Consider the following 21,630-nt stretch of genomic DNA (forward strand, 5'->3'; position numbering starts at 1 on the left):
TTAAAAAAGACGAATGAAACAAATTTAGTGTTACATCGTCATAAAACTTTAAACAAGTTCACTTAGTTATGAAAATTGCATTGTACATATACACTTTATTATTTAGTTTTTTGATGGTAGCACAAACACCTACCACAGCAGTAAACAATACAGAACAAGTTCGCATAGGAGGTATTACACAACAACTTACCGAACGTGGTGCTCAAGCAAACTTACCCTTATTACTCTATTTACATGGAGGCCCTGGAGCAGCTACCTCAGCACACCAAGAGCATATTTCCCAAGAGTTAGAAAAACATTTTATAGTAGTGCATTGGGATCAGCGTGGTACTAAATATTCTCCAAACGATACTACAGCTATTTCTTTAGCGGTAATGCAACAAGATGCCGAAGAGGTAATGCACTATTTATTAAACAAATATCAGCAAAATAAACTTTATATTTTAGGCAACTCATGGGGTACTGTGCTAGGTTTTCACCTAAGTGCTGCTTACCCAGAAAAAATAAAAGCTTTTTTTGCAGTAAGCCCTGTTATAGATAATCTTAAAAGCCAACAACTATTACAGCAACAACTCATTTCTCATTATCAACATCAAAAAAACGAACAGGCCTTAACAGAACTTGCTTCTGTTAACATTCCGTACCAAACGGTAAACGATTTGTGCGTACAATACAAGTGGCAAGCCGATTTTGAAGGAAACCCTATACCCGATGCACATTACAAAGGACTCTACTCTTATTTTGAAAATTGGGGAAAATTATACCTGCCTTTGTACAAAGAGCTGTATGCACACCCAATTAAAAACCAGATAACCAGGTTAGAGTGTCCGCTTATTATAATGGCCGGAACCAAAGACCACACAGCAAATTACAGTGTAACCAAAAACTTTTTTGACTCCATTGCAGTTGCCGAAAAACAATGGTACCCGTTTGAGAATACAGGACATACCATACCTCAAACACAAGCAGATAAAATGCAGGAAATAGTTATAAACTATACGGGCATACTTAAAATGATAACCAAACAAAAACTAAGTACAGATTCTAAAAACCCAACAAGTACCATTAGCGTTTTCCTTGAAAATAAAAACACAGGTACAATACATTCTGCTATAAGTACAACACCTTCAGATACTGTTTACACTATACAAACACCGTTTAAAATTGCTAGTAGCACTAAACTGTTTGTGGCTACTACTATTTTGCAATTAGTGGAAGAAGGTAAACTACAACTACATCAAAAAATTAGTGATTTTTTGCCTGTAGATTCCTTACAAATTATTGATGGTAAAAATTATGCTAATACTATCACAATTAAGCAATTATTAAATCATACAAGTGGATTGGCAGATCTATTTACAGATAAAGCCGAACCATTTTTAGCTAGTGCTGTAGCAAACCCATCTAAGCAATACACTCCAGAAACGATCATAAAAACTTATTATTCATATAATTTACACCGGCAACCACATAGTACACCAGGCACCGAATTCTACTATTCAGACATGAATTATGTACTGCTTGGGTTACTTATAGAACAGCTAGATCAAAAACCATTAGCTAAAAGTATTAGAACCCGAATTTTAGAACCGCTACAGATGCAACATACATATTTACAATATTATGAAGTACCTAAACACCCGGAAACACTTCTTAACCAATTTGTAGGCCCTTATAATTTTAAAGACATAAATACTTCTTTTGACTGGGCTGGTGGTGGTTTGGTGGCTACTCACCAAGATTTAGTTACTTTTATAAAAGCCCTTTTTACTGGTGACATACTATCACAAGAAAGTATACAACAAATGATGACTACAAGGGAAACCGGAGAAGATGGGAACCAATATGGTTTAGGTATTTATAAAACTATGTATAACGGACATGCATTTTACGGACATTATGGATTTTATGGCACCTATATTGGTTATGCTCCAGAAACAGGTACTCTTGTATCGTATTGTATAAACCAAGCTACCCCCAATTTTAATACTTACCTACTACTAAACAATGCTATAAGTAAGTTTGAAAAAAGATGATAGTTTTAATACTTCAAAACATTTAAAATGACAGGACCTGATAAACATACACCCTTTCCACTAAACGGATATAACAACCTTTGTTTTTTAAAAAACATTATTACCAATCCCAACATTATTGTAGGCGATTATACCTATTATGACGACTTTGAAGATGTATACAACTTTGAGAAAAATGTAAAATATCATTTCGATTTTATAGGTGATAAACTCATTATTGGCAAGTTTTGCCAAATAGCCTCAGGAGCTACTTTTATAATGAATGGCGGTAACCATTTAACGGAATCTTTTTCTGCCTTTCCTTTTGCTATTTTTGGCAACGGTTGGGAAAAAGCTATGGACGGTAAAAACTACCCCACCAAAGGAGATACCCATATTGGCAACGATGTTTGGATTGGCCATAATGCCACTATTATGCCGGGAGTAACTATTGGTGATGGAGCCATTATTGCTACTAATGCTACTGTTACTAAAAATGTAGCACCATACACCATAGTAGCAGGCAACCCTGCCAAACCCGTAAAGACAAGGTTTAGTGAAGATGCTATTAACATACTATTGCAAATACAATGGTGGAACTGGGAAGTACCCAAAATCACCGAACATTTAGAGGTCATAACTTCGGCAGATGTAAACAAGCTAAAAGAATTACTATAAAAAGCATTCATACTACCATTGTTTCAGATACTACCTCATATCTTAGGGTTTAGTAAGGAAAATTATATTTGCAGAGCACTTTTATAATATCATTAATCGTGCACTATCCATTTTTAATCGCATCATGCGACCTCTAATTTCGCCACTATAAACCACTAAAAAACAAACAAACCCTATAATTCTTCTTTATTCATAGGGTTTTGAACATGATTTCATACAAGAAAAATGTAAGACTTTTATCCGTTTTTCGCCTACCATTTATACATGATAAAAATAAGCTCAACCGTTAGTCGAACGGTAAATGTTATTTATCTACACATCAAAATACATCTATCTAAATCACTACAAATAAGATGTTTACGAATGTACTTTTACAAAAAAAATCAAACAATTAGTCATGAAAAAATTTATTTGTACTATTTCATTCTTATTCGTAGTTATTGCTAATGCACAAGTTGGTATTGGCACTACAAACCCTCAAGGAACGCTTCATATACACGAAGCAAATGGAACAGCAGCTACTGCTACTACCGGAACTATTATATTAGAACATGGTAATGTTGGAGGCGCCTCTACTATATTATTTAAGAGTGCTGTAAACTCAGGCAATGATTATGCCTATATAACTTATGAAGATGACGGAAGCGGTAATGGTTCTACCGGAGAAAATGGCTTACTAACTATAGGTATAGAAAATGATAGTGCCCCATGGTCAACTATCTACCAGGATGATATTAACATAAAGGCATCAGGCTCTGTGGGTATCAGTAACTCAGCTCCTAACCCTAGCGCATCTTTAGACTTAGGTGCTAACAACAAAGGGCTTTTAATGAACCGTGTAGCACTAACAAGTACTACAGATGTAAGTACCGTTAATTCACCTGCAACAGGTCTATTAGTATACAATACAGCTACCACAAGTGATGTAACTCCAGGTTTCTATTACTATAATGGAACCAAATGGGTAGGAGTGGGTGCACAAAAAAAATACACCAGTACGTATAGTCAAACAGCAGAAATATTAGCAAGTACAAATACTGCTACATATGTAGATTTACCTGGACTTACACAAACCATTACAGCACCCTATACAGGTACTTATCAAATTATTGTAAATGGATATTACTCCTCTGGTGCTCCAGTAAACACCACTGTTACTCAAACTACAAGTACTAATTTTGCATACTATGCAAACACAGAACACAACCACACTGTAGCGCTGTACCAAGATGGGGCTAGCCAAGGGTCAATTCGTTTAACTATTAATGGTACGGCTATTAAAGAAAAATACATCACATCAACCTCTAAATCTTTTCAAGGGCAAACATTTTACAGTTTAGGTCAAAATGCTACTATTATTACTAATGTTACCTTAACTGCTGGTACTAGCTATACTTTTAGAGTGCAAGGTAGAGAATGGGCACGTTACAACAGTAACACAGGCTATTTTGGTAGAAATACTAGTATATATGTAGGAGCCAATGGTGTAGCAGATGCACAATACGCCACCCTTTATATCAATTTTATTAAAGAATAAGTTTAGTACACTACAAATATATTTTTTTAAAAGCCTTAACTTTAATTAGTTGAGGCTTTTTTTGATAAACTCAAGCTTAAAATTAGCTACTAGGTCAATCAATATGCATACCACTATACTATAGTTACAAGACAAACATAGTAGCATTTAGTTTACAATTTTCGCATAAATTAGACCATTTGACACAGCTTCTTTCTCAGTAAAATCGTGCGAAATCGACTATGATTCATTAAGAAGCAATGAAAACTTACAGAGTCCTACAACATCCAACTACATAGGTATCTGCAAGTATTCAAAAACATATAAAATACTTTTCTTACGTAACACTTAAAATTGATATAATTTGACCTAAACACTTGTTTATCATTTTTTTATGAACCTATATTTACCCCAAAATATAATCCTTTAAGAATGAATAAGATTTTAAGTTTTGTTACTATTTTAACTGTAATTAGTTTACAAGCGCAAGTAGGTATTGGTACTACCAACCCACAAGGAACCCTACACGTGTACGAAAACAATGGTACTACACCCACAGCTACCAATGGTACGGTAATTATAGAACATGGTGATGCAGGAGGAACTTCTTCAATTATTTTTAAAAGTGCCGTTAATTCTGGTAATGATTATGGTTATATTTCGTATGCTGATGACGGAAGTGGTAACGGATCTACTGGTGAAAACGGTTTATTAACCATTGGTATTGAGAATGATGCTGCTCCTTACTCATCTATCTACCAAGACGATATTAATATAAAAGCATCGGGGTCTGTAGGTATTAATACCTCTAGTCCGCATCCGAGTGCTTCTTTAGATCTTGGAGCTAATAATAAAGGGCTTCTTGTAAATCGTGTATCTTTAACAAGTACTACCGATGTTAACACTATAAATGCTCCAGCTACAGGCCTATTAGTATATAACACAAACAGTGCTAACGACATATCAGAAGGTTTTTATCATTTTAACGGAGTTAGCTGGGAAAAAGTAGGTTCTTCAAAAAGCTACACCTCTACTTTTAGTCAAAATAATCAGGTGGTAGCTAGTACCAACAACAGTACGTATGTAGATATACCAGGGCTTACCCAAACTATAACTGCCCCTTATACAGGTACCTACCAAATAATTGTAAATGGTTATTATTCTACCGGTTCGCCAATTAATACAACCATTACCGAAACTACCAGTACCAATAGTGCAAACTACAACAATACAAACCACAACCACACCGTAACGGAATACCAAGACGGCGCTAGTCAGGGTTCAATTAGACTTACCATAAATGGTATTGCTATTAAAGAAAAATACATAACCTCTGTTTCAAAATCGTTTCAGGGACAATCGTTCTATAGCTTAGGACAAAATGCTACTATTATTGCTAATGTAACATTAACAGCAGGTAGCTCTTATACCTTTAGAGTACAAGGTAGAGAATGGGCGCGTTACAACTGTAATGCTGGTTATTTTGGAAGAACTACCAATGTATATGTTGGTTCTAACGGAGTAAGTGATGCCCAATACGCAACCTTGTATATCAATTTTATTACCCAATAAAATTATATATATTCATAGCAAATTTTTTTAAGCTTCAACTTTTAATAGTTGAAGCTTTTTTTATTACCACTCATTAGCATATAACACTATTAAACAACACTAGGACTGTCCCAAACCCAACTCCAATTTTTAAATTCTACTTTTTGAGAAGGCACGCTTCCTGTAGCCGAAGGGTAAATACTAATAGTCTCTGCCTGAAAACGAGCATCTACCGTAGTACCCCAACCCGACTTTGTAGTTTCTGAAAATACATTTTGGGTATAGGTAACACCATCTAAGGTAATATAAGCTTCTTGGTTGGCTATATTTAGTTCAAAAGAAATTTCATGATTATTGGTATCTGGAGTGAGTGTACACCCTAAATAGGTCCAACCGCTACCATTCCAATAAAATACTTTTCCGTAGTTAGCGTCCCAAGGATTAATGACCCATTGAAAAGCCAAACCGTAATCTAATTGTGTAGAAACTCCATCCCATACAAAGAGTCCGCCTTCAACAGTTTGCCCATTAAAATTGGTATTACCAGTACTAATTGTATAAGGTATTTTAAAAGTATATGTAGCTGTGTGCGTTACTGATAATGCTGTAGTTTCAACAATTTTATTATAAGTAATATTATGCGCCATAATGCGGCGGTTATCAACATTAGCCTCTAGTAGACCGTATGCTGTAGTATTAGATGTAGCAATATCAGCGGCACTAACAGGGGCAACGCCTGGAGCTGCATAATTACCATCGCCCAATACAACTGTCCAATTAGCTAAGTTTACACCACTTTCAGATTTTATAATTGCCATATTAAATAGGTTTTTAAGTTTAGGGAAATTGAAGATACCAAAAATCACCTAACTACACTAGTTCCTCAATAAATCGGCTATACGATTGGCTATCATTAACTGTCCTTCAGCCTGCATATGCACACCATCTTCGGTATAATTATCAAACACCCCTTGCAACGAATTAAAAACATCCAATACTTCAAAACCTTTATCAGTAGCAACCCTCATTAATTGCGGCATCAATAGCGCAAGTCGCTCATTACCCCCTGTATACTTTTCAGCCATGTCATAGGTACGCATAGGTGGCGGGGTAACCATAATTAATTGTGTCTTACGCTTTTTATACACCTTATGTTTTTTAATAGCAGTAAGTAACTTATCAAAATTAGCAATCACCTCTTCCTCTCTACCCTCAAACACTTTCTTAGCATCGTTGGTACCTAAGCACACCACTATAGCCCTGTACGTCTTATGATTACTTTCTACATAAGCATCGTTTAAGTAAGTATCTATATTACGTAAGGCATTCAGTTCAGTTCTTCCTAAATTATCAAATCCAATGGTTCTGCCCGATTTTGAAATGTTTACCACCTCAGCATCTGGCAATAACTTTATAAGCTGATTTGCCCACCCCTCTGGTTTCTCTGCGTTAGAATCACCCAGCAACAACACATTCCCCGTATATGCATACGGTGTTTCCACTGGTAACAATGCTAATGCTTGGGGTAATTGTTCATGTCCACCCTCAAAAATAGTGAGGTTAATATTATCATAGTGCTTCTGTAGGTACACCCCACGTTTAAACAAAGGCTTATAATTCTCTACTTTTACACTGTATTGTGTTGCTAGTAGTTCTATAATTTCTTCATCGGTTACCACAGCTTCACTAGGTGCTTTTTTATCAGCTACCAATTTATTGTACATATTGATGCTGTGTGTAATAGGTACCGACCCTGTATAGCCATCATGCACACCTTCATAAATGTAAAGTATCGCATTGGCTCGTAAATTCTCTAAAGGTTGTTGCCATATAGGAGAACGTTCTCTGGCAGCTTCTGCATTAAAAGTTCCGCCCAAGGCTTGCTCTATATCAGCAGCATATTTTTGCTTTCTACCTACCGATTCCCAATACCATTTTTCAATATCAGAAATAGGTGCCCATGCAGAAAATGATTTTACCGGGTATTTGATGTTCATATACGCTAGTAAAGTAGCATACCCGCCACCCGAAACACCTACTATATGCACCTCTTTAGGGTTGGCATTTGTATGTGCCAATGCATAGCTAATAGCATCTTCAATAGCTGTAATAACCAACGGACAGCCCATTGCTTCCGGATGATTGTTGGCTCCTTTAAAATCAGGATGAATATAATTCCAGTTTCTAGCAAGTATTTCTTTACATAGCGGATCTTTCTGTGCGTACGTACCACTCCAAGTATGTAAACTAACAATAAGCGGTTGTGGTATAGCAGCTGTAGAAGCGTAAAGCATTGCCTTTTGTTGTGTACTATCTATACTAGCAGGTACGCTCACCTCTGTAAATTCGTCTAGCCAGTGTTTTGATTTTGTATCATCCCAAACAGGGTTGTTTTGTGCAAATACACACAGTATACCCATACAATAACATAGGGTACTTATATAATATTTCATACTTATTAGTTCTGTTCTATCTACTTTCTACAAGATACTTAAAAGTATTCTAACACATTAGTAAAATTGTCCTGTGGTTTCATGTTACAAACCAGATATCAATAAGAAATGGTGATATAGTTTATTGAAATTATCTAGCTAAGTTGTTTATATTTGAAAGTATTTACTTATAAAACATAATGAAAAAACTTTTATTTATTCTCATATACAGCATCTTTTTATCTGCAAACGCACAGGTATTAGAAGGCTACATTATAGACAGCACCACACAAGAAAAACTACCCTATGCCAATATTACCTTGACTCAAAAAAATAAAGGATGTACCACCAATACTAGTGGTTATTTTACCATGACTATAGATACCAACAGTGAGGTGAACGACTCTCTATTAATTTCATTTATAGGATATACTTCCAAAACGATTGCACTATCTACAGCGTTGCAAAACACCCCGATAACCATAGCACTTACCCCAGATAATCAAACCTTAGAAGAAGTAGTTATTACCGATAAAAAATTACATTATGGAACAACTAAAGTAATGGGCATACACACTAAAAAAGCAACGTTCCCTACATCGGTACCTTTTGGTTATGAGGTAGCTACCTTTATTAAAAATGAACAACAGCTACCCGGGCATATTACTGGTATTAATTTAAAACTGAAGTACAGAAAGGAAAGCGAATATACTACCTACCCTGCCTTTTTTAGATTGGCTTTTTACGAAGTAAACGCTAGTGGGTTTCCTGGTAAATACCTCTCTACTGCCAACATTATAATACAACCAGATGGTTCTAAAAATGTACAGATTAATTTAGAAGATTACCACATACCACTGCCTAAAAAAGGAGTATTTGTAGCCGTAGAAACTATTAATGCTGCAGAAGAGGCACCAGAAAACAGTATGTATGTAACCTCGCCCAACTTATTGTTTACACACACCAAGACCCCCCTATTTTACAAAAGATACCGTGGTAAAAAGTGGACCAAGAAAAAGAGTGCTTCTGTATTTAAGAAAAATCAATACCAAATACCTTACATGAAAATTAAGGTACAATACCAAAAATAACCATCTTCAAGGCACCCCTTTGGCGTATTAAAATAACTATTAGCAGATTTATGCCACTTATGTAATTACAATATTATCAAATACAACCAAAACAGTTACACATTACAGCCTCAAACAACCCTACAACTCCTTAACAATAAGTATTTTACAATGAAAGTAACAAAAAATAGCTATTGCCGATAAATTGTAATATCTTTGCCCCAGAATTGATTTACAGGCTTCTGCCTTTGCTTTTTCTGATACAATATTATTTTACACCTAGTATTCTACCCTCAGTTTTGGCTTTTCCAGCTGCCCTATTTCAAACAAGTAAACGTGTTTTAATTTTTATAATGCATGCTAGTTTTCAGTTTAGAAGTATATTTCTAAAAAACACTATCCTCTTATAAATCCCCCCGATGAAGCATTTTACACATATTTAAAATAAAATAGTAACTAATTATAAAGTACATGGGAGACTCTTTTTTTAAAAAAGAAAACGCAAAAAAGAAAGCAAAAAAACTAAAAGAAAAAGCGCAACGTAGAGAAGAGCGCAAGTCAAGCAACAACAAAGGTAAAAGCTTGGAAAGTATGTTTGTTTACGTAGATGAAAACGGACAACTACATGATACCCCACCAACACAAGAAAGAACTGAAATTAACTTAGAAGACATTCAACTTGGGGCTGCCCCAATACCTGAAGAGTCGCCTGTAAAAACAGGAACCGTTGAGAAGTTTATTCTAGAAAAAGGGTATGGTTTTATTAGAGAAGATAATGGCAGTGGTGATACCATATTTTTTCACACTAATGACTTACTAGAACTAGTAAAACAGCAAGATCGCGTAACTTTTGAAAAAGAGAAATCTCCTAAAGGATATAAAGCAATACAAATTAAAAAATTATAAAATTTAATTATCATAGAAATGCAAAAAGGAACTGTAAAATTTTTCAACCAAACAAAAGGATTTGGTTTTATTACTAATGAACAAGGAGAAGACATATTTGTACATATCTCTGCTCTTCAAGAAGAACTTAATGAAGGTGATGAAGTAACTTTTGATGTTGAAAATGGCAAAAAAGGTTTAAATGCTGTAAACGTAGAAGTTATCGGCTAAACCATCATAAAAAATGAAATTTAAGAGCCCCGTTAAGGGGCTCTTTTTTTTTGCTCTATACAACAGCCTATAACTAAAAGCACTATATTTGATTACAACGCAATATGTGGTACTTATACTGCGCTATAAGTACTAAATAACGTTAACAAAACAATCTAATACCTGTGCCATAATGAAAAAATTTGCTGCTTTATTATTTGTATGTATAGGAATATTGATTTCCTGTAACGATAGTGACGACCAAGAAGCTATTGAAATAACTATTACTAATTTTGAAACTACGGTAGATGAAAACCTACCAACAGATACCTCACTAGGTAGTGTAATAGCCACTACCAACCAAGGTAGTATTACTTATAGCATTACCCAACAAACCCCGGCAGATGCTATTGCTATTAACACCAACACAGGAGAACTTACCGTACTTACTGAAAGTGCTTTTGATTTTGAAACGTACCCCAATATTACTGCTACTGTTATAGTTGAAAACGGTGCTGTTTCTGTAACGGGCACAGTTACCATTCACCTTAACGATGTAAATGAAGATGAAGAAACCGTTGAAGTAACTATTACTAATTTTGAAACTACGGTAGATGAAAACCTACCAACAGGCACCTCACTAGGTAGCGTAATAGCCACTACCAACCAAGGTAGTATTACTTATAGCATTACCCAACAAACCCCGGCAGATGCTATTGCTATTAACACCACCACAGGAGAACTTACCGTACTTACTGAAAGTGCTTTTGATTTTGAAACCTACCCTACTATTAATGCTACTGTTTTAGTTGAAAACGGAACTGTTTCCGCTACGGGCACAGTTACCATTCACCTTAATGACATAGTAGAGCTTACCTTGCAAGAACGTTTGGATGCCGGCGAAACTCCTTGTGATATATACCAAAGCGATAACAGCTTACTAGAACAGTTATATGGTTTAACCTATGAGGGTGGATTGATATTTTATTTAGACACAACTACTTGTAACGGACTTGTTGCTGCCCCTAATGATCTTGAAAATGCTATTTGGGGTTGCTACCAAACCTACATTACAGGCGCTACTGATGCTAGTATTGGTACAGGCCTAGCCAATACCAATGCCATTATAGCTACATGCAATACCCCAGACACTGCAGCACAACTTTGTAGTGGGGCTACCATAAATAATTATACCGATTGGTACTTACCAAGCAAAGACGAACTAAATGCCATGTACACCAATTTACATTTAAATGGTTTTGGGAATTTTGTAGACGAGCCAACAAACTGTTGTAATGGTTGGTACTGGAGCTCTACCGATGGTGAAACCAATGGAGAAGCCGCTTGGGTGCAATCTTTCAAAACTGGATACAATGGATCTCAAGGCACATATGACACTGGTATTAAACACTTTGAAAACCACGTAAGAGCCATTAGAACCTTTTAAAAACAGCACGTGTATAACCAAACTTTACGCCTAAGTATTTAGGCGCAAAGTGTTATATTTTAAATTAAAGAATTCCTTACAAAAAATTGAAATACAGTAAATACATAGTATCACTTGTTATTACAGTTACCTGTATAGGTATACTAATAATAGTAAGTAAACAAACACCCTTGCTTAATGCTTCAAAAAATGAAGTTTCTCAGGTTATCATAGATACTATTTTAGAAAAGAACACCCCTGCAAACCTAGACCTCACTAAACATCAATTGTATATTGATACTACTCGAACATCTGAAAACTTTCAAAAACTGATAAACTGGAACCAGAGGTAGATTTAATAGCTAGCGTAGATAGCGTATCAAAAAATCAAATTTCATTAAACTTATATACATTAACAGCAAAAGGAACCTCTGACAAAGCTTATGTGACTATACAACCAACAGCCTATAAAAATGTTTACGTACTAGATTATAATTCCAGAAAATGGTTTGCAACTCCAACAGAAAAAGTGAGTAAATTTAATATGGTTATAAATCATTGCCCAACTGTAAAAATAGTTGAATTTACAGGCTTTGATAAAAATTAAAACACATGCATCAACACACTAAAGAACAATTAGCAGCCACCATAGCTAAACTTAGAATATTACTTATTGTATTAACTACACTAAAGGCAGCATATTTAACCATATTTTTTACCAATGTAAAACTATCTAACACTTTAGATATTAATTATCATGCCAATAAAATAATATGGTTATTAAACGTATTTACAGCTGCCACTTTTATTTGGTTTAACTGGAAAAAATTACCCATAGAAAAAAATAAAAAAACCAATAATACCTTAATGATTATATTTCTTGATGTTATAGGAATGTGGTTATTTCTACCCAATAAACGTGAGCTAGATAAAATGTAATTGTCTTATTTATTGAATTAAAACCTTTTGCTTTAGAAAAAGAATACAAAGTAGCCGCTAGAAACTATATTATTGAAGGTTGGATGCGGTAAGAACCTTTTGTTAAAAAAGGTGTATTCTTCAATATAAATAAGAATTATAGCCTATTTTAGAAGCATGATTCAATCAAATAACATGATGTACCGTATATTTTTCAGTTTACTACTCCTACTAGTAACCCACAGTTTATCTGCGCAACAAATAACCCTACCAGATACCATACCCTTAACCCTAAACCAACAAAATACCATGTATGTTAAGGCGGTTTTTAACCATAAAGACACCCTTAACCTAAACTTTGATACGGGTACTACAGAACTCATTTTAACCACCGAAACATTAGAGCATAAATTAAGTACACCACCAGCACTTTACAATACCTTTTACAACGTAAAAATTGGTAATACTACGTATAGGAGTAAAGTATATGATGCCGCACTGTCTGGGCACGATACCGATGGCAGGTTTGGATGGGACTTTTTTAAAAATAAGGTGGTAGAACTTAATTACAACACTAATATACTAGTGGTAAGTCCTAGCATACCCAAATATGTACAAGAAGATAATAGCTACACAACACTGAACATGATGCCTTTTAAAGATTTGTTGATGATAAAGGGCACTATAGCACAAAACAATATAAAGGTTAAAGACTCCTTTTTGTTTGATACCGGTTACCAAAGAACCGCCATGTTAGACCGCGAAGTGATGGATACTAAAGACTTCCCTTACCAAGAAATGGAAACCATTAAAAAAGTAATTATGAAAGGGGCTCAGGGAAACCAAATTCCGGTAATTACAGCCAATTTACAAAGTCTTACTTTGGGGGATTATGAACTAAACAATGTTCCAATTCAGCTATTAACTGCAAACAAACCAATGAAAGGCGTTGCTATACATATTTTGGGGAATGAAGTATTAAAGCGGTTTCATTTATTTCTTGATTTTAAAAACTACTTGGTGTACCTAAAGCCAAATAAGCTTTTTGAAGCACCCTATGCCGACCAAAAATCGTGAGATAAAACAATCTCTTAGGTGATACTTTTATTTTTTTTATAGGTAGCCGTACAATTTAAATGTGCCATAAAACGTTTTATTACTGTCTGTTATAAAACGGACAACTCATCAATTAAAACGCTGTTATGAAAAAATTCATTTTACTTGTTGTTATGGTTGTTCTGTATCAGGTAACCCAAGCACATACGTGCGACCCACGTATTGTTAGATGCCCTATAGATAATAAAAAGGTAGAGTTTTGTGTTACCATGAGCATGAGCACTTTTGGAAGTTATTACGATTTTCAAAAAACTGGTGCTATAGGAAATCATTATGAGCAATTGATAAACAGTTGCCCTAAATGCCATTTTTCAGGCTTTTTAAGTGACTTTGAAAAAGATTACTCCAATGCCGAGATGCATAAACTAACCACTTTTCTAGAAAAATACAAAAACATTGCTATTACCGATGCTAAGGAATGTGAAATAGCAGCCGAAATAAAAGCTTTTTTAAACGAGCCAAACGATGCTATTTCTAACTGCTACTTATTAGGCTCATACTTAGTAAGATCAGAGACCACTAAAACCGAGTATAGAATACTACTACAACAAAACACATGTACCTATTTACTAAAAGCCATAGATGCCAAAGAGTACGAAGATAAAAAAGTAGCTACCATTTACTATTTGATTGGGGAAATGTACCGAAGAACTGCCGATTTTGACAATGCTATTAACTATTACAACCAAGCCATTGCCAATGAAAATAAGCAAGAATGGATTGAACAAGTAGCCAACCAAATGAAGGATTTAGCACTTAAAAAAGATGCTGACAATAATATATAAATTACCTAAATGTAGGTTAACCATACAATAGAGTCCCCTATAGCTAGTTGAAATAAAAAACAAGATTATATAAGTTACAAAATGAAACCATAGGCAAACTCCCTACCATTAGCACTAATTAACAGTAAATAATACAGAAAGGGTGGTTTGGGATTCTGAGAGAGCTTATTAATCTTATACAAACCATAAACTTTTTGTGGTTATCCGTAAAAATATATATGCGTAAAGTGTTATATTTGGCAGAAGCAAATTTGCTCACAAAAGTTATATATACTTCATGATATATACGAGTTGGCAGCAATAAAAAAAACAGAATAATGGATAAAGACCAAAATCCAGACGAAGAACCTATAGATGGTCAAGAAGAGGAAACCTCCTCTGAAAAAGTCCATAATAGAAGAAAAGGAGCTTATCAAAAATTGAGAAGGGATTTAAGTGAGGAAGAGTTAAATAGCTCAGGAACACAGAAAATGCTTTTAAGCGACCTAGACAGACTTGAAGAAGAAGTAGTCAATCTCAGAAAGTTTAAAGATAAATTTCATGAAAAAGATAAAAATGAAGCTGTATTAGAAGAAAAGCTGAGTTCTTCTTTATCTAAGGAGATTTTATATTCAGTTGCCATATCACTAGGCGCAACTTTAATAGGTCTATCCAATTCCATTTGGGCAGCCGAAAATATTAACGGAGAAATAATTCTTGCTTGCGGAATTGTTCTAGTAATAGGTGGTTTAATATCTAAATTTTTCTGGAAATGAATATAGAAGTTGTAGATATTAAAGACCGAGGAAATAAAGTAAAAGAAAGAATTGTCCTAAAGGCTTTATCAAATTTAGACATAGGCTACTACATTGTATTTCTAACGACTAAGACAGGAGAAAATTCTTTTTCAAGTACACCTAAAAATATTTTTTGGTTTCCTGACAAAGACATTAATGAAGGCGACCTTGTTGTATTATACACCAAGTCTGGTAAGAACTCAATAAAGGATAATAAGTCTGGAAATAGGACTCACTTTTTCTATTGGGGCTTGACACCTCCGGTTTTCGAAAATAAGAACAAAATTGCAGTAGTAATTGAGTCAAGCGGGTGGACATAAAAAATACTGCTGCCAATCGAGTAGACGGCCGTGAACGATAAGTCTACGGTGCGCCTCTCACACCACCGTACGTAGGGGTCGTGTATACTTGCGGTTCATAAATTAAGATTAGGACAAGGCCATAGAGATTCCCATACCATAATCATTATGAGGAATTTCGACTCATATTATGGAAGGGTGAAGAAAAAGAGCTTTGGAGGTAACCAGATAGTTTTGAAGTCAGCTCAGAATAAGTAGCCATTTTGTTTCCTAAAAAGTACACCAATCGTTCCGAACGCCTTCTGCAGTTTATTCCTTTTTAAGGTACGAAATGCAACCATAGGCAAAGTAGTTACAATTAACGGTAACTCATACTAGAAAGGTTTGTTTGGGGTTCTGGAAACGTTTTATAATCTCATATAAAATACAAACTTTTTATGGTTATCCGTAAAAATATATATGCGTAAAGTGTTATATTTGGGAGGAATTGATTTGCTTACAAAAGTGATATATACGAGTTGGTGGTAATTATAAAAAAAACCGGAAAATTGACCTAAAAATGAAAAATTAATGAATGAGAAAAATTTACTTGCTTCCCTAGCAGTTTTTAGAGAATTATACGACAAAGAAACCGATATTTACAATATAATAGCTTCATTTGTGAATGATTTGATATTACAGGATAAAACTATCTCATTTACAATATCTGAAATATCAAAATCATTTAACAATAAGTATGAGTTCAATATTCCTTCGTCAGTTATAAAAACTTCATTGAAAAGACTAGATTATTTGACGAAAAGTGGAAATTCATACATTGTAAACATTAATCAATTAAACAATACCGATGTAATAGATAACAAAAAACTAATTGAAAACTCACATAATGAAATTTTCAATAAACTTACAGAATATGTTGAAGACAAGAAAAAATTAAAATTAAGTGAAAATGAAATAAACAAACTCCATCATAACTTTTGCAATTATTTATTAGATGAAAATAATGGAGACGATTATTTAGAATTTATTTCATCTTTTATTATTTCACATCAAAACGATAATGACATCCAAAAGAAAATCAATGTTATTCGTGAGGGTGTGATTTTATATTCCGGAATTAAATATACAAATGACTCTTATAATTATAACGACTTTGGTAATTGGAGGCATGAATTGAATATATTTTTAGATACGGAAATTATATTTCATTTACAAGGTTACAACGGTGAAGTGTATAAAGAAATAGCAGAAGATTTTTTAAAATTCACCAAAGAAATTAATTCAAAAAGTAAAAAAAACAAACTTATAAAACTTTATTATTTCCCCGAAGTTAAAAACGAAATTGATAAATTCTTCCATAAAGCAAAGTTTATCCTTGAAGGTAAAGTAAATCTAAACCCTAAAGTTACAGCAATGGTTGAAATTCTAAATGGATGCTCAACTAACAGTGATTTACAAAACAAAAAATCTGACTTGTATACTTTTCTATATCGAAATGGAATTGAAGAATTCACAAAGAATATTGATGTGACAGATTCTCAAAATCGCGAATTTAATATTATTAGCCAAGATGTTATAACCGAGGTTAATAGTTATTTAGGCATAGATAATTGTGAAAACTTATTAGATTTATTTAACAAAATTTCAATACTCAGACGGAATAACAATGAAGAAAACTTTGAAAACATAAGATACATTTTGCTATCAGGAAATAATAAAACGTTAAGTGCAGCATTCAATACTTCTGTTTACGAAAGGTTTAGGGTACCGTTAGCAACAAATTTAAACTTCATCATCAACAGATTTTGGTTCAAATTAAATAAGGGATTTTCTCAAAAAGACTTTCCTTCTTCGTTTAGTATTTTAACAAAATCTCAAATTGTTTTATCTAAAGTTCTTAATGATAATATTGGCGAAAAATTTGATGATTTAGAGCTAAAATATAATAAGGGAGAGATAACAAGAGACCAAGCTGTAAATAGACTTAAGGATTTAAGAGTTTCTACAAAAAAACCAGAAGAGATTAAACAAGAAATCACTGATGAAGTTTTGGATTTTATTACAGTAGATAGTCTTGAAGACTACATTGAAAAGCAAAACCATTTTAAAGCAAAAGCGAAAGATTACGAATTTGTGTCAAAAGAGTTAAAAAATGAAACAAATAAATCAATAGTTCTAAAAGAACAATTATTACAAAGTAAAAAAGCTAGGATTAATGAAAAGCAATTGATAATAGATGATTTTGACCTAAAATACAATGAGGCCAAACAATTCGCAAATACATCAGTTACTAAATTGAGAATACTAATTTTTGTATTCATTTTATTATTTTATGGTATAATTCTAGGTCTAATATTTTACAAAGGTTGGGATACTATGGAAAAATACACATATATAATAGGTGTTCCATTAACTATTTTTCTTTTAGGTACAATAATTTTTCAAAAACAAATAAAACTTGAAAATATCCTTAATTCGATTAAAACTTCTATTACAAACAAAAGAATCAAAAGAATTTCAAAATATTCATTAAATGAAATCGAAAACTTAAAATCTGAAATTAACAATCTTGAAACTGAAATAGAAGAAATAAAATAACTACCGCCAGCTGTAGTGTCCGTTGAACAACTCCTTAACAAACATAATACATAAACTAATTGATTCATCTTAGAGCTGCTCTATATATATTATAAAACAAAACACCATTTAGAAAAAACTAACCCTTAGACTTTCTCCCTTCCAAAAACTTTTTTAAGTTTTTGAACATCACCACTAAGTTTACAATACCCCCATAAAATAGTATATTTGGTAAAACGATTTTGCAATAAAAGTTTTTTTAAACATCAACACCAAATACATTGAATTATGGCAGAAGTAACGGCAGAAAAGAATGAGAAAATTGCGCAAATGAACTTCGGCTCCATTTATCCGCACTACTTAGCTAGAATAGAAAAGCACAACAGAACCAAAGAAGAGCTAGACAGGGTTATTTTATGGCTAACAGGGTACAACCAAAATACATTAGATTCGTTTATTGCGGGTAACGGAACTTTTGGTGATTTTTTTAATGGCGCCAAAATTCATCAAAACGCACACCTGATAAAAGGGGTAGTATGTGGCTACCGTATTGAAGAAATCCCAGAAGAGTTTTCTTTGTATAGAGATTGCAGACGAATGGAAAAACTAATTGACGAATTGGCTAAGGGTCGTAAAATGGAAAAAATACTACGAGAAGAAAAGAAATAAAGCTTATTACTACTCTCACTAGCATTATGCCAATACCCAGTTTAATTACAAATAGAGTTCCTTGTAAATATTCAAGAAAATGAAAATAAGATTTAAAAAAAAGCATTTAAAAACCTATATGATATTTGGTATACTATGGTTATCACTTGGCATAATAGCACTTTTTTTTTCATCAGGAACTATTTTAAAATATGGATATTTAGTTATGGGGGTACTCTACATAGCACTGTGCCTATTCCATTATAAAAAGCAGTATCTAAGTATAGAAAACGGAACCATCACAAAGCATGATTTAATATCGCAGAAAATGAATTTGAACGAAATAAAACACATGAAAAAATTTGCTGGAGATTACATTCTAAAATCAGACACAGCCGAATTAACCATTAACACCGAAGTAATTGAAGAAGATTCTCTTAAAGACTTAAGAGCACTACTTGACAATTTAGCTATAGAAGAGGTTTAGCGCCCTATAGTTAAATTATAAATGCAATAAAGTAATTCAATTCCTATGAAATGTTATGCCATACAAACCAATGAAGACACTGTAGGACGCATTCTGCACCATGGTAGACCTGGTGATGTATTAGATTCTAAGAATCTATATACAAAATTAAACCTTTAAGCTCTATGAGTTAAATATTATTGAAATGAAACACAAAGCAAACATTTGATGCAGCGCTTTCGCCAAAACCTCGGCAAAAAAGGAAATAAAAAATCCGTAATAGTTTACTTATAAACCAATTACGGATTTCTTTTGTACTCGAGGTGGGAATCGAACCCACACTCCCGAAAGAACTGGATTTTGAATCCAGCGCGTCTACCAATTCCGCCACTCGAGCGTTTTAGGACGGCAAAGATACTAATTTTTTAATATCCAAACCTAAAAATAAACACCTTACTCCTTCTTTTTTTGTAATCAGATAAATTTCTAGACGTTAAATTATCATTAGCTTAAAATCATTATAAAATAAATTCAACTTTTGTATTACTTATAGAAATTAATTTCTACCTTTGCACCTCATTTTGAAAAGCTATTTTAAGTAACTATTAAACAACATTTTAGCCATGGCATATGTAGCCCCAGAACCAAAAATTTTCGCTTGTAGACAAAGTGAAGCCCTGGCAGCAGACATTGCAAAAGCGTTTGGTGCAGAAATGGGTAAAGTTTCTTTCTCTACCTATAGCGACGGTGAATTTCAACCTTCTTTTGAAGAGTCAATTCGTGGAGCGCGTATTTTCATTATCGGTTCTACCCACCCAGGACCAGAACACTTAATGGAAATGTTACTTATGCTAGATGCGGCTAAAAGAGCATCGGCACGCCACATTACTGCTGTTATGCCGTATTTTGGTTGGGCACGTCAAGACAGAAAAGACAAACCTCGTGTGCCTATTGCTGCTAAAATGGTTGCTAAAATGCTTGAAACTGCAGGTGCTACCCGTATTATTACTATGGACTTGCACGCAGATCAAATTCAAGGGTTCTTTGAAAAACCAGTAGATCATTTATTTGCTTCTACTATATTTTTACCATATCTAAGAGACTTAGGGTTAGACAATCTAACCATGGCTTCGCCAGATATGGGTGGTTCTAAAAGAGCTTATGCATACTCTAAATACTTAAACAGTGATGTTGTTGTTTGTTACAAACAACGTAAACAAGCTAATGTTATTGAGTATATGGAGCTTATTGGAGATGTAAAAGGTAAAAACGTAATTTTAGTAGATGATATGGTAGATACTGCCGGTACTCTTACTAAAGCTGCAGACCTAATGATGGAAAGAGGAGCTATTAGTGTGCGCGCTATTGCTACACACGCTATATTAAGCGGAAATGCTTTTGAGCGTATTGAAAACTCTGCCTTATCAGAATTAATTATTACCGATTCTATTCCATTAAAACAAGAGAGCAGTAAAATTAAAGTATTGAGCAGCGCAAAATTATTTGCCGATGTAATGCACAGAGTACATCACAATACTTCTATCAGCTCTAAATTTTTAATGTAAAATTTATTATTTAATATTTATATAAAATGAAGTCAATTACAATTAAAGGATCAGAAAGAGAAAGCGTGGGTAAAGTAGCTACTAGAACCTTACGTAATGCTGGAAAGGTTCCTTGCGTATTATACGGAGGAGACAAACCTGTTCACTTTTCAGCAGATGCAATTGCATTTAAAGATTTAGTTTACACTCCGGATGCACATACGGCAGTGATTGATCTAGGTGGTACTACGTACAACGCTATCTTACAAGATATCCAATTTCACCCAGTAAGTGATGAGATTCTTCACATCGATTTCTATCAGTTACATGATGATAAAGAAGTAACTATTGAAATTCCAGTAAAAGTTACAGGAAAATCTCCAGGTGTTATGGCCGGTGGTGTTTTACGTTTAGTTAACCGTAAAATTAAAGTTAAAGCGCTTCCTGCTAACTTACCAGATTATATCTATGCTGATATTTCAGGTTTAGAAATGGGTAACAAATTATATGTTACTGCAGTTGCGTCTGAAGATTACAAAATTATGCACCCAGACAACACAGTTGTTTGCCAGGTAAGAATTTCTCGTGCGGCTATGAAAGCGGCTCAAGAAGCTGCCAAAGCAGAAAAAGCTGCTGGGAAGAAAAAATAAGGTTTTATAAACCTCATTTCCAAAAAGCACTCTATATAGAGTGCTTTTTTTATTTTTGTACCCCAAAC

20 protein-coding genes and 1 tRNA gene are annotated in these 21,630 nt (G+C 33.9%); 18 read left to right on the forward strand and 3 right to left on the reverse strand.

Going from position 1 to position 21,630, the window contains the following annotated elements; all coding sequences use genetic code 11:
• Positions 1-68: 68 nt before the first annotated feature.
• The 4 genes from Y10_RS01740 to Y10_RS01755 all read left to right on the forward strand — a co-directional run bounded on the left by Y10_RS01740 (position 69) and on the right by Y10_RS01755 (position 5,781).
• Positions 69-2,036, forward strand: coding sequence for an alpha/beta fold hydrolase (locus tag Y10_RS01740; protein ID WP_281763639.1), 1,968 nt, complete (start codon positions 69-71; stop codon positions 2,034-2,036).
• 27 nt (positions 2,037-2,063) lie between these two features.
• Positions 2,064-2,693 (forward strand): CatB-related O-acetyltransferase, encoded by a 630-nt coding sequence (locus tag Y10_RS01745; RefSeq protein WP_281763640.1) that lies wholly within the window; start codon positions 2,064-2,066, stop codon positions 2,691-2,693.
• A 397-nt stretch (positions 2,694-3,090) separates the two neighbouring features.
• Positions 3,091-4,230 (forward strand): hypothetical protein, encoded by a 1,140-nt coding sequence (locus Y10_RS01750; protein WP_281763641.1) that lies wholly within the window; start codon positions 3,091-3,093, stop codon positions 4,228-4,230.
• Positions 4,231-4,641: 411 nt separating this feature from the next.
• Complete coding sequence (locus Y10_RS01755) at positions 4,642-5,781, forward strand: hypothetical protein (protein WP_281763642.1); 1,140 nt, start codon at positions 4,642-4,644, stop codon at positions 5,779-5,781.
• Positions 5,782-5,870: 89 nt separating this feature from the next.
• Here Y10_RS01755 and Y10_RS01760 read toward each other — a convergent pair whose 3' ends face one another.
• Positions 5,871-6,578 (reverse strand): hypothetical protein, encoded by a 708-nt coding sequence (locus Y10_RS01760; RefSeq protein WP_281763643.1) that lies wholly within the window; start codon positions 6,576-6,578, stop codon positions 5,871-5,873.
• Positions 6,579-6,635: 57 nt separating this feature from the next.
• Entirely contained in the window at positions 6,636-8,213 is a 1,578-nt protein-coding gene (locus Y10_RS01765) for an SGNH/GDSL hydrolase family protein (RefSeq protein WP_281763644.1), read from the reverse strand.
• A 179-nt stretch (positions 8,214-8,392) separates the two neighbouring features.
• Here Y10_RS01765 and Y10_RS01770 point away from each other — a divergent pair, with 179 nt between their 5' ends.
• From Y10_RS01770 to Y10_RS01825, 12 genes are all read left to right on the forward strand, one after another.
• A complete protein-coding gene (locus Y10_RS01770; protein WP_281763645.1) occupies positions 8,393-9,283 on the forward strand; it encodes a carboxypeptidase-like regulatory domain-containing protein in 891 nt (296 codons plus the stop codon).
• 450 nt (positions 9,284-9,733) lie between these two features.
• Positions 9,734-10,168, forward strand: a complete 435-nt coding sequence (locus Y10_RS01775; RefSeq protein ID WP_281763646.1) for a cold-shock protein — start codon at positions 9,734-9,736, stop codon at positions 10,166-10,168.
• A gap of 18 nt (positions 10,169-10,186) precedes the next feature.
• Positions 10,187-10,378 (forward strand): cold-shock protein, encoded by a 192-nt coding sequence (locus tag Y10_RS01780; RefSeq protein ID WP_281763647.1) that lies wholly within the window; start codon positions 10,187-10,189, stop codon positions 10,376-10,378.
• Between the two features lie 172 nt (positions 10,379-10,550).
• Entirely contained in the window at positions 10,551-11,804 is a 1,254-nt protein-coding gene (locus tag Y10_RS01785; protein WP_281763648.1) for a cadherin domain-containing protein, read from the forward strand.
• Between the two features lie 591 nt (positions 11,805-12,395).
• The gene (locus Y10_RS01790) at positions 12,396-12,722 is read left to right on the forward strand and encodes a hypothetical protein (protein ID WP_281763649.1); all 327 of its coding nucleotides are present in this window, start codon (positions 12,396-12,398) and stop codon (positions 12,720-12,722) included.
• A gap of 156 nt (positions 12,723-12,878) precedes the next feature.
• Entirely contained in the window at positions 12,879-13,778 is a 900-nt protein-coding gene (locus Y10_RS01795; protein WP_281763650.1) for a pepsin/retropepsin-like aspartic protease family protein, read from the forward strand.
• A gap of 125 nt (positions 13,779-13,903) precedes the next feature.
• Positions 13,904-14,602, forward strand: a complete 699-nt coding sequence (locus Y10_RS01800) for a DUF2225 domain-containing protein (RefSeq protein WP_281763651.1) — start codon at positions 13,904-13,906, stop codon at positions 14,600-14,602.
• Between the two features lie 317 nt (positions 14,603-14,919).
• Complete coding sequence (locus tag Y10_RS01805) at positions 14,920-15,357, forward strand: hypothetical protein (RefSeq protein ID WP_281763652.1); 438 nt, start codon at positions 14,920-14,922, stop codon at positions 15,355-15,357.
• The gene (locus Y10_RS01810; protein ID WP_281763653.1) at positions 15,354-15,698 is read left to right on the forward strand and encodes a hypothetical protein; all 345 of its coding nucleotides are present in this window, start codon (positions 15,354-15,356) and stop codon (positions 15,696-15,698) included. Before Y10_RS01805 ends, Y10_RS01810 begins: the two co-directional genes overlap by 4 nt.
• 549 nt (positions 15,699-16,247) lie before the next feature.
• Positions 16,248-18,275, forward strand: a complete 2,028-nt coding sequence (locus tag Y10_RS01815; RefSeq protein WP_281763654.1) for a hypothetical protein — start codon at positions 16,248-16,250, stop codon at positions 18,273-18,275.
• A 267-nt stretch (positions 18,276-18,542) separates the two neighbouring features.
• Positions 18,543-18,923, forward strand: coding sequence for a DUF2200 domain-containing protein (locus Y10_RS01820; RefSeq protein WP_281763655.1), 381 nt, complete (start codon positions 18,543-18,545; stop codon positions 18,921-18,923).
• A 79-nt stretch (positions 18,924-19,002) separates the two neighbouring features.
• Positions 19,003-19,389 carry a hypothetical protein gene (locus Y10_RS01825; RefSeq protein WP_281763656.1) on the forward strand — a complete coding sequence of 129 codons (387 nt, stop codon included), beginning with the start codon at positions 19,003-19,005 and terminating at the stop codon, positions 19,387-19,389.
• A 294-nt stretch (positions 19,390-19,683) separates the two neighbouring features.
• Here the strand turns inward: Y10_RS01825 and Y10_RS01830 are convergent.
• A tRNA-Leu gene (locus tag Y10_RS01830) sits at positions 19,684-19,765 on the reverse strand.
• 226 nt (positions 19,766-19,991) lie between these two features.
• On the opposite strand from Y10_RS01830, the gene Y10_RS01835 reads away from it, so the two are divergent.
• Complete coding sequence (locus Y10_RS01835) at positions 19,992-20,933, forward strand: ribose-phosphate pyrophosphokinase (RefSeq protein ID WP_281763657.1); 942 nt, start codon at positions 19,992-19,994, stop codon at positions 20,931-20,933.
• Between the two features lie 26 nt (positions 20,934-20,959).
• Positions 20,960-21,562, forward strand: a complete 603-nt coding sequence (locus Y10_RS01840) for a 50S ribosomal protein L25/general stress protein Ctc (protein WP_281763658.1) — start codon at positions 20,960-20,962, stop codon at positions 21,560-21,562.
• The last annotated feature ends 68 nt before the right edge of the window (positions 21,563-21,630 follow it).

This window comes from Neptunitalea lumnitzerae (assembly GCF_027924185.1).
In the GTDB taxonomy this organism is placed as follows: domain Bacteria; phylum Bacteroidota; class Bacteroidia; order Flavobacteriales; family Flavobacteriaceae; genus Neptunitalea; species Neptunitalea lumnitzerae.

Coding starts and splice junctions, on each gene's coding strand:
- Y10_RS01740 (WP_281763639.1), top strand. CDS start 69: ATGAAAATTGCATTGTACATATACACTTTATTATTTAGTTTTTTGATG.
- Y10_RS01745 (WP_281763640.1), top strand. CDS start 2,064: ATGACAGGACCTGATAAACATACACCCTTTCCACTAAACGGATATAAC.
- Y10_RS01750 (WP_281763641.1), top strand. CDS start 3,091: ATGAAAAAATTTATTTGTACTATTTCATTCTTATTCGTAGTTATTGCT.
- Y10_RS01755 (WP_281763642.1), top strand. CDS start 4,642: ATGAATAAGATTTTAAGTTTTGTTACTATTTTAACTGTAATTAGTTTA.
- Y10_RS01760 (WP_281763643.1), bottom strand. CDS start 6,578: ATGGCAATTATAAAATCTGAAAGTGGTGTAAACTTAGCTAATTGGACA.
- Y10_RS01765 (WP_281763644.1), bottom strand. CDS start 8,213: ATGAAATATTATATAAGTACCCTATGTTATTGTATGGGTATACTGTGT.
- Y10_RS01770 (WP_281763645.1), top strand. CDS start 8,393: ATGAAAAAACTTTTATTTATTCTCATATACAGCATCTTTTTATCTGCA.
- Y10_RS01775 (WP_281763646.1), top strand. CDS start 9,734: ATGGGAGACTCTTTTTTTAAAAAAGAAAACGCAAAAAAGAAAGCAAAA.
- Y10_RS01780 (WP_281763647.1), top strand. CDS start 10,187: ATGCAAAAAGGAACTGTAAAATTTTTCAACCAAACAAAAGGATTTGGT.
- Y10_RS01785 (WP_281763648.1), top strand. CDS start 10,551: ATGAAAAAATTTGCTGCTTTATTATTTGTATGTATAGGAATATTGATT.
- Y10_RS01790 (WP_281763649.1), top strand. CDS start 12,396: ATGCATCAACACACTAAAGAACAATTAGCAGCCACCATAGCTAAACTT.
- Y10_RS01795 (WP_281763650.1), top strand. CDS start 12,879: ATGATTCAATCAAATAACATGATGTACCGTATATTTTTCAGTTTACTA.
- Y10_RS01800 (WP_281763651.1), top strand. CDS start 13,904: ATGAAAAAATTCATTTTACTTGTTGTTATGGTTGTTCTGTATCAGGTA.
- Y10_RS01805 (WP_281763652.1), top strand. CDS start 14,920: ATGGATAAAGACCAAAATCCAGACGAAGAACCTATAGATGGTCAAGAA.
- Y10_RS01810 (WP_281763653.1), top strand. CDS start 15,354: ATGAATATAGAAGTTGTAGATATTAAAGACCGAGGAAATAAAGTAAAA.
- Y10_RS01815 (WP_281763654.1), top strand. CDS start 16,248: ATGAATGAGAAAAATTTACTTGCTTCCCTAGCAGTTTTTAGAGAATTA.
- Y10_RS01820 (WP_281763655.1), top strand. CDS start 18,543: ATGGCAGAAGTAACGGCAGAAAAGAATGAGAAAATTGCGCAAATGAAC.
- Y10_RS01825 (WP_281763656.1), top strand. CDS start 19,003: ATGAAAATAAGATTTAAAAAAAAGCATTTAAAAACCTATATGATATTT.
- Y10_RS01835 (WP_281763657.1), top strand. CDS start 19,992: ATGGCATATGTAGCCCCAGAACCAAAAATTTTCGCTTGTAGACAAAGT.
- Y10_RS01840 (WP_281763658.1), top strand. CDS start 20,960: ATGAAGTCAATTACAATTAAAGGATCAGAAAGAGAAAGCGTGGGTAAA.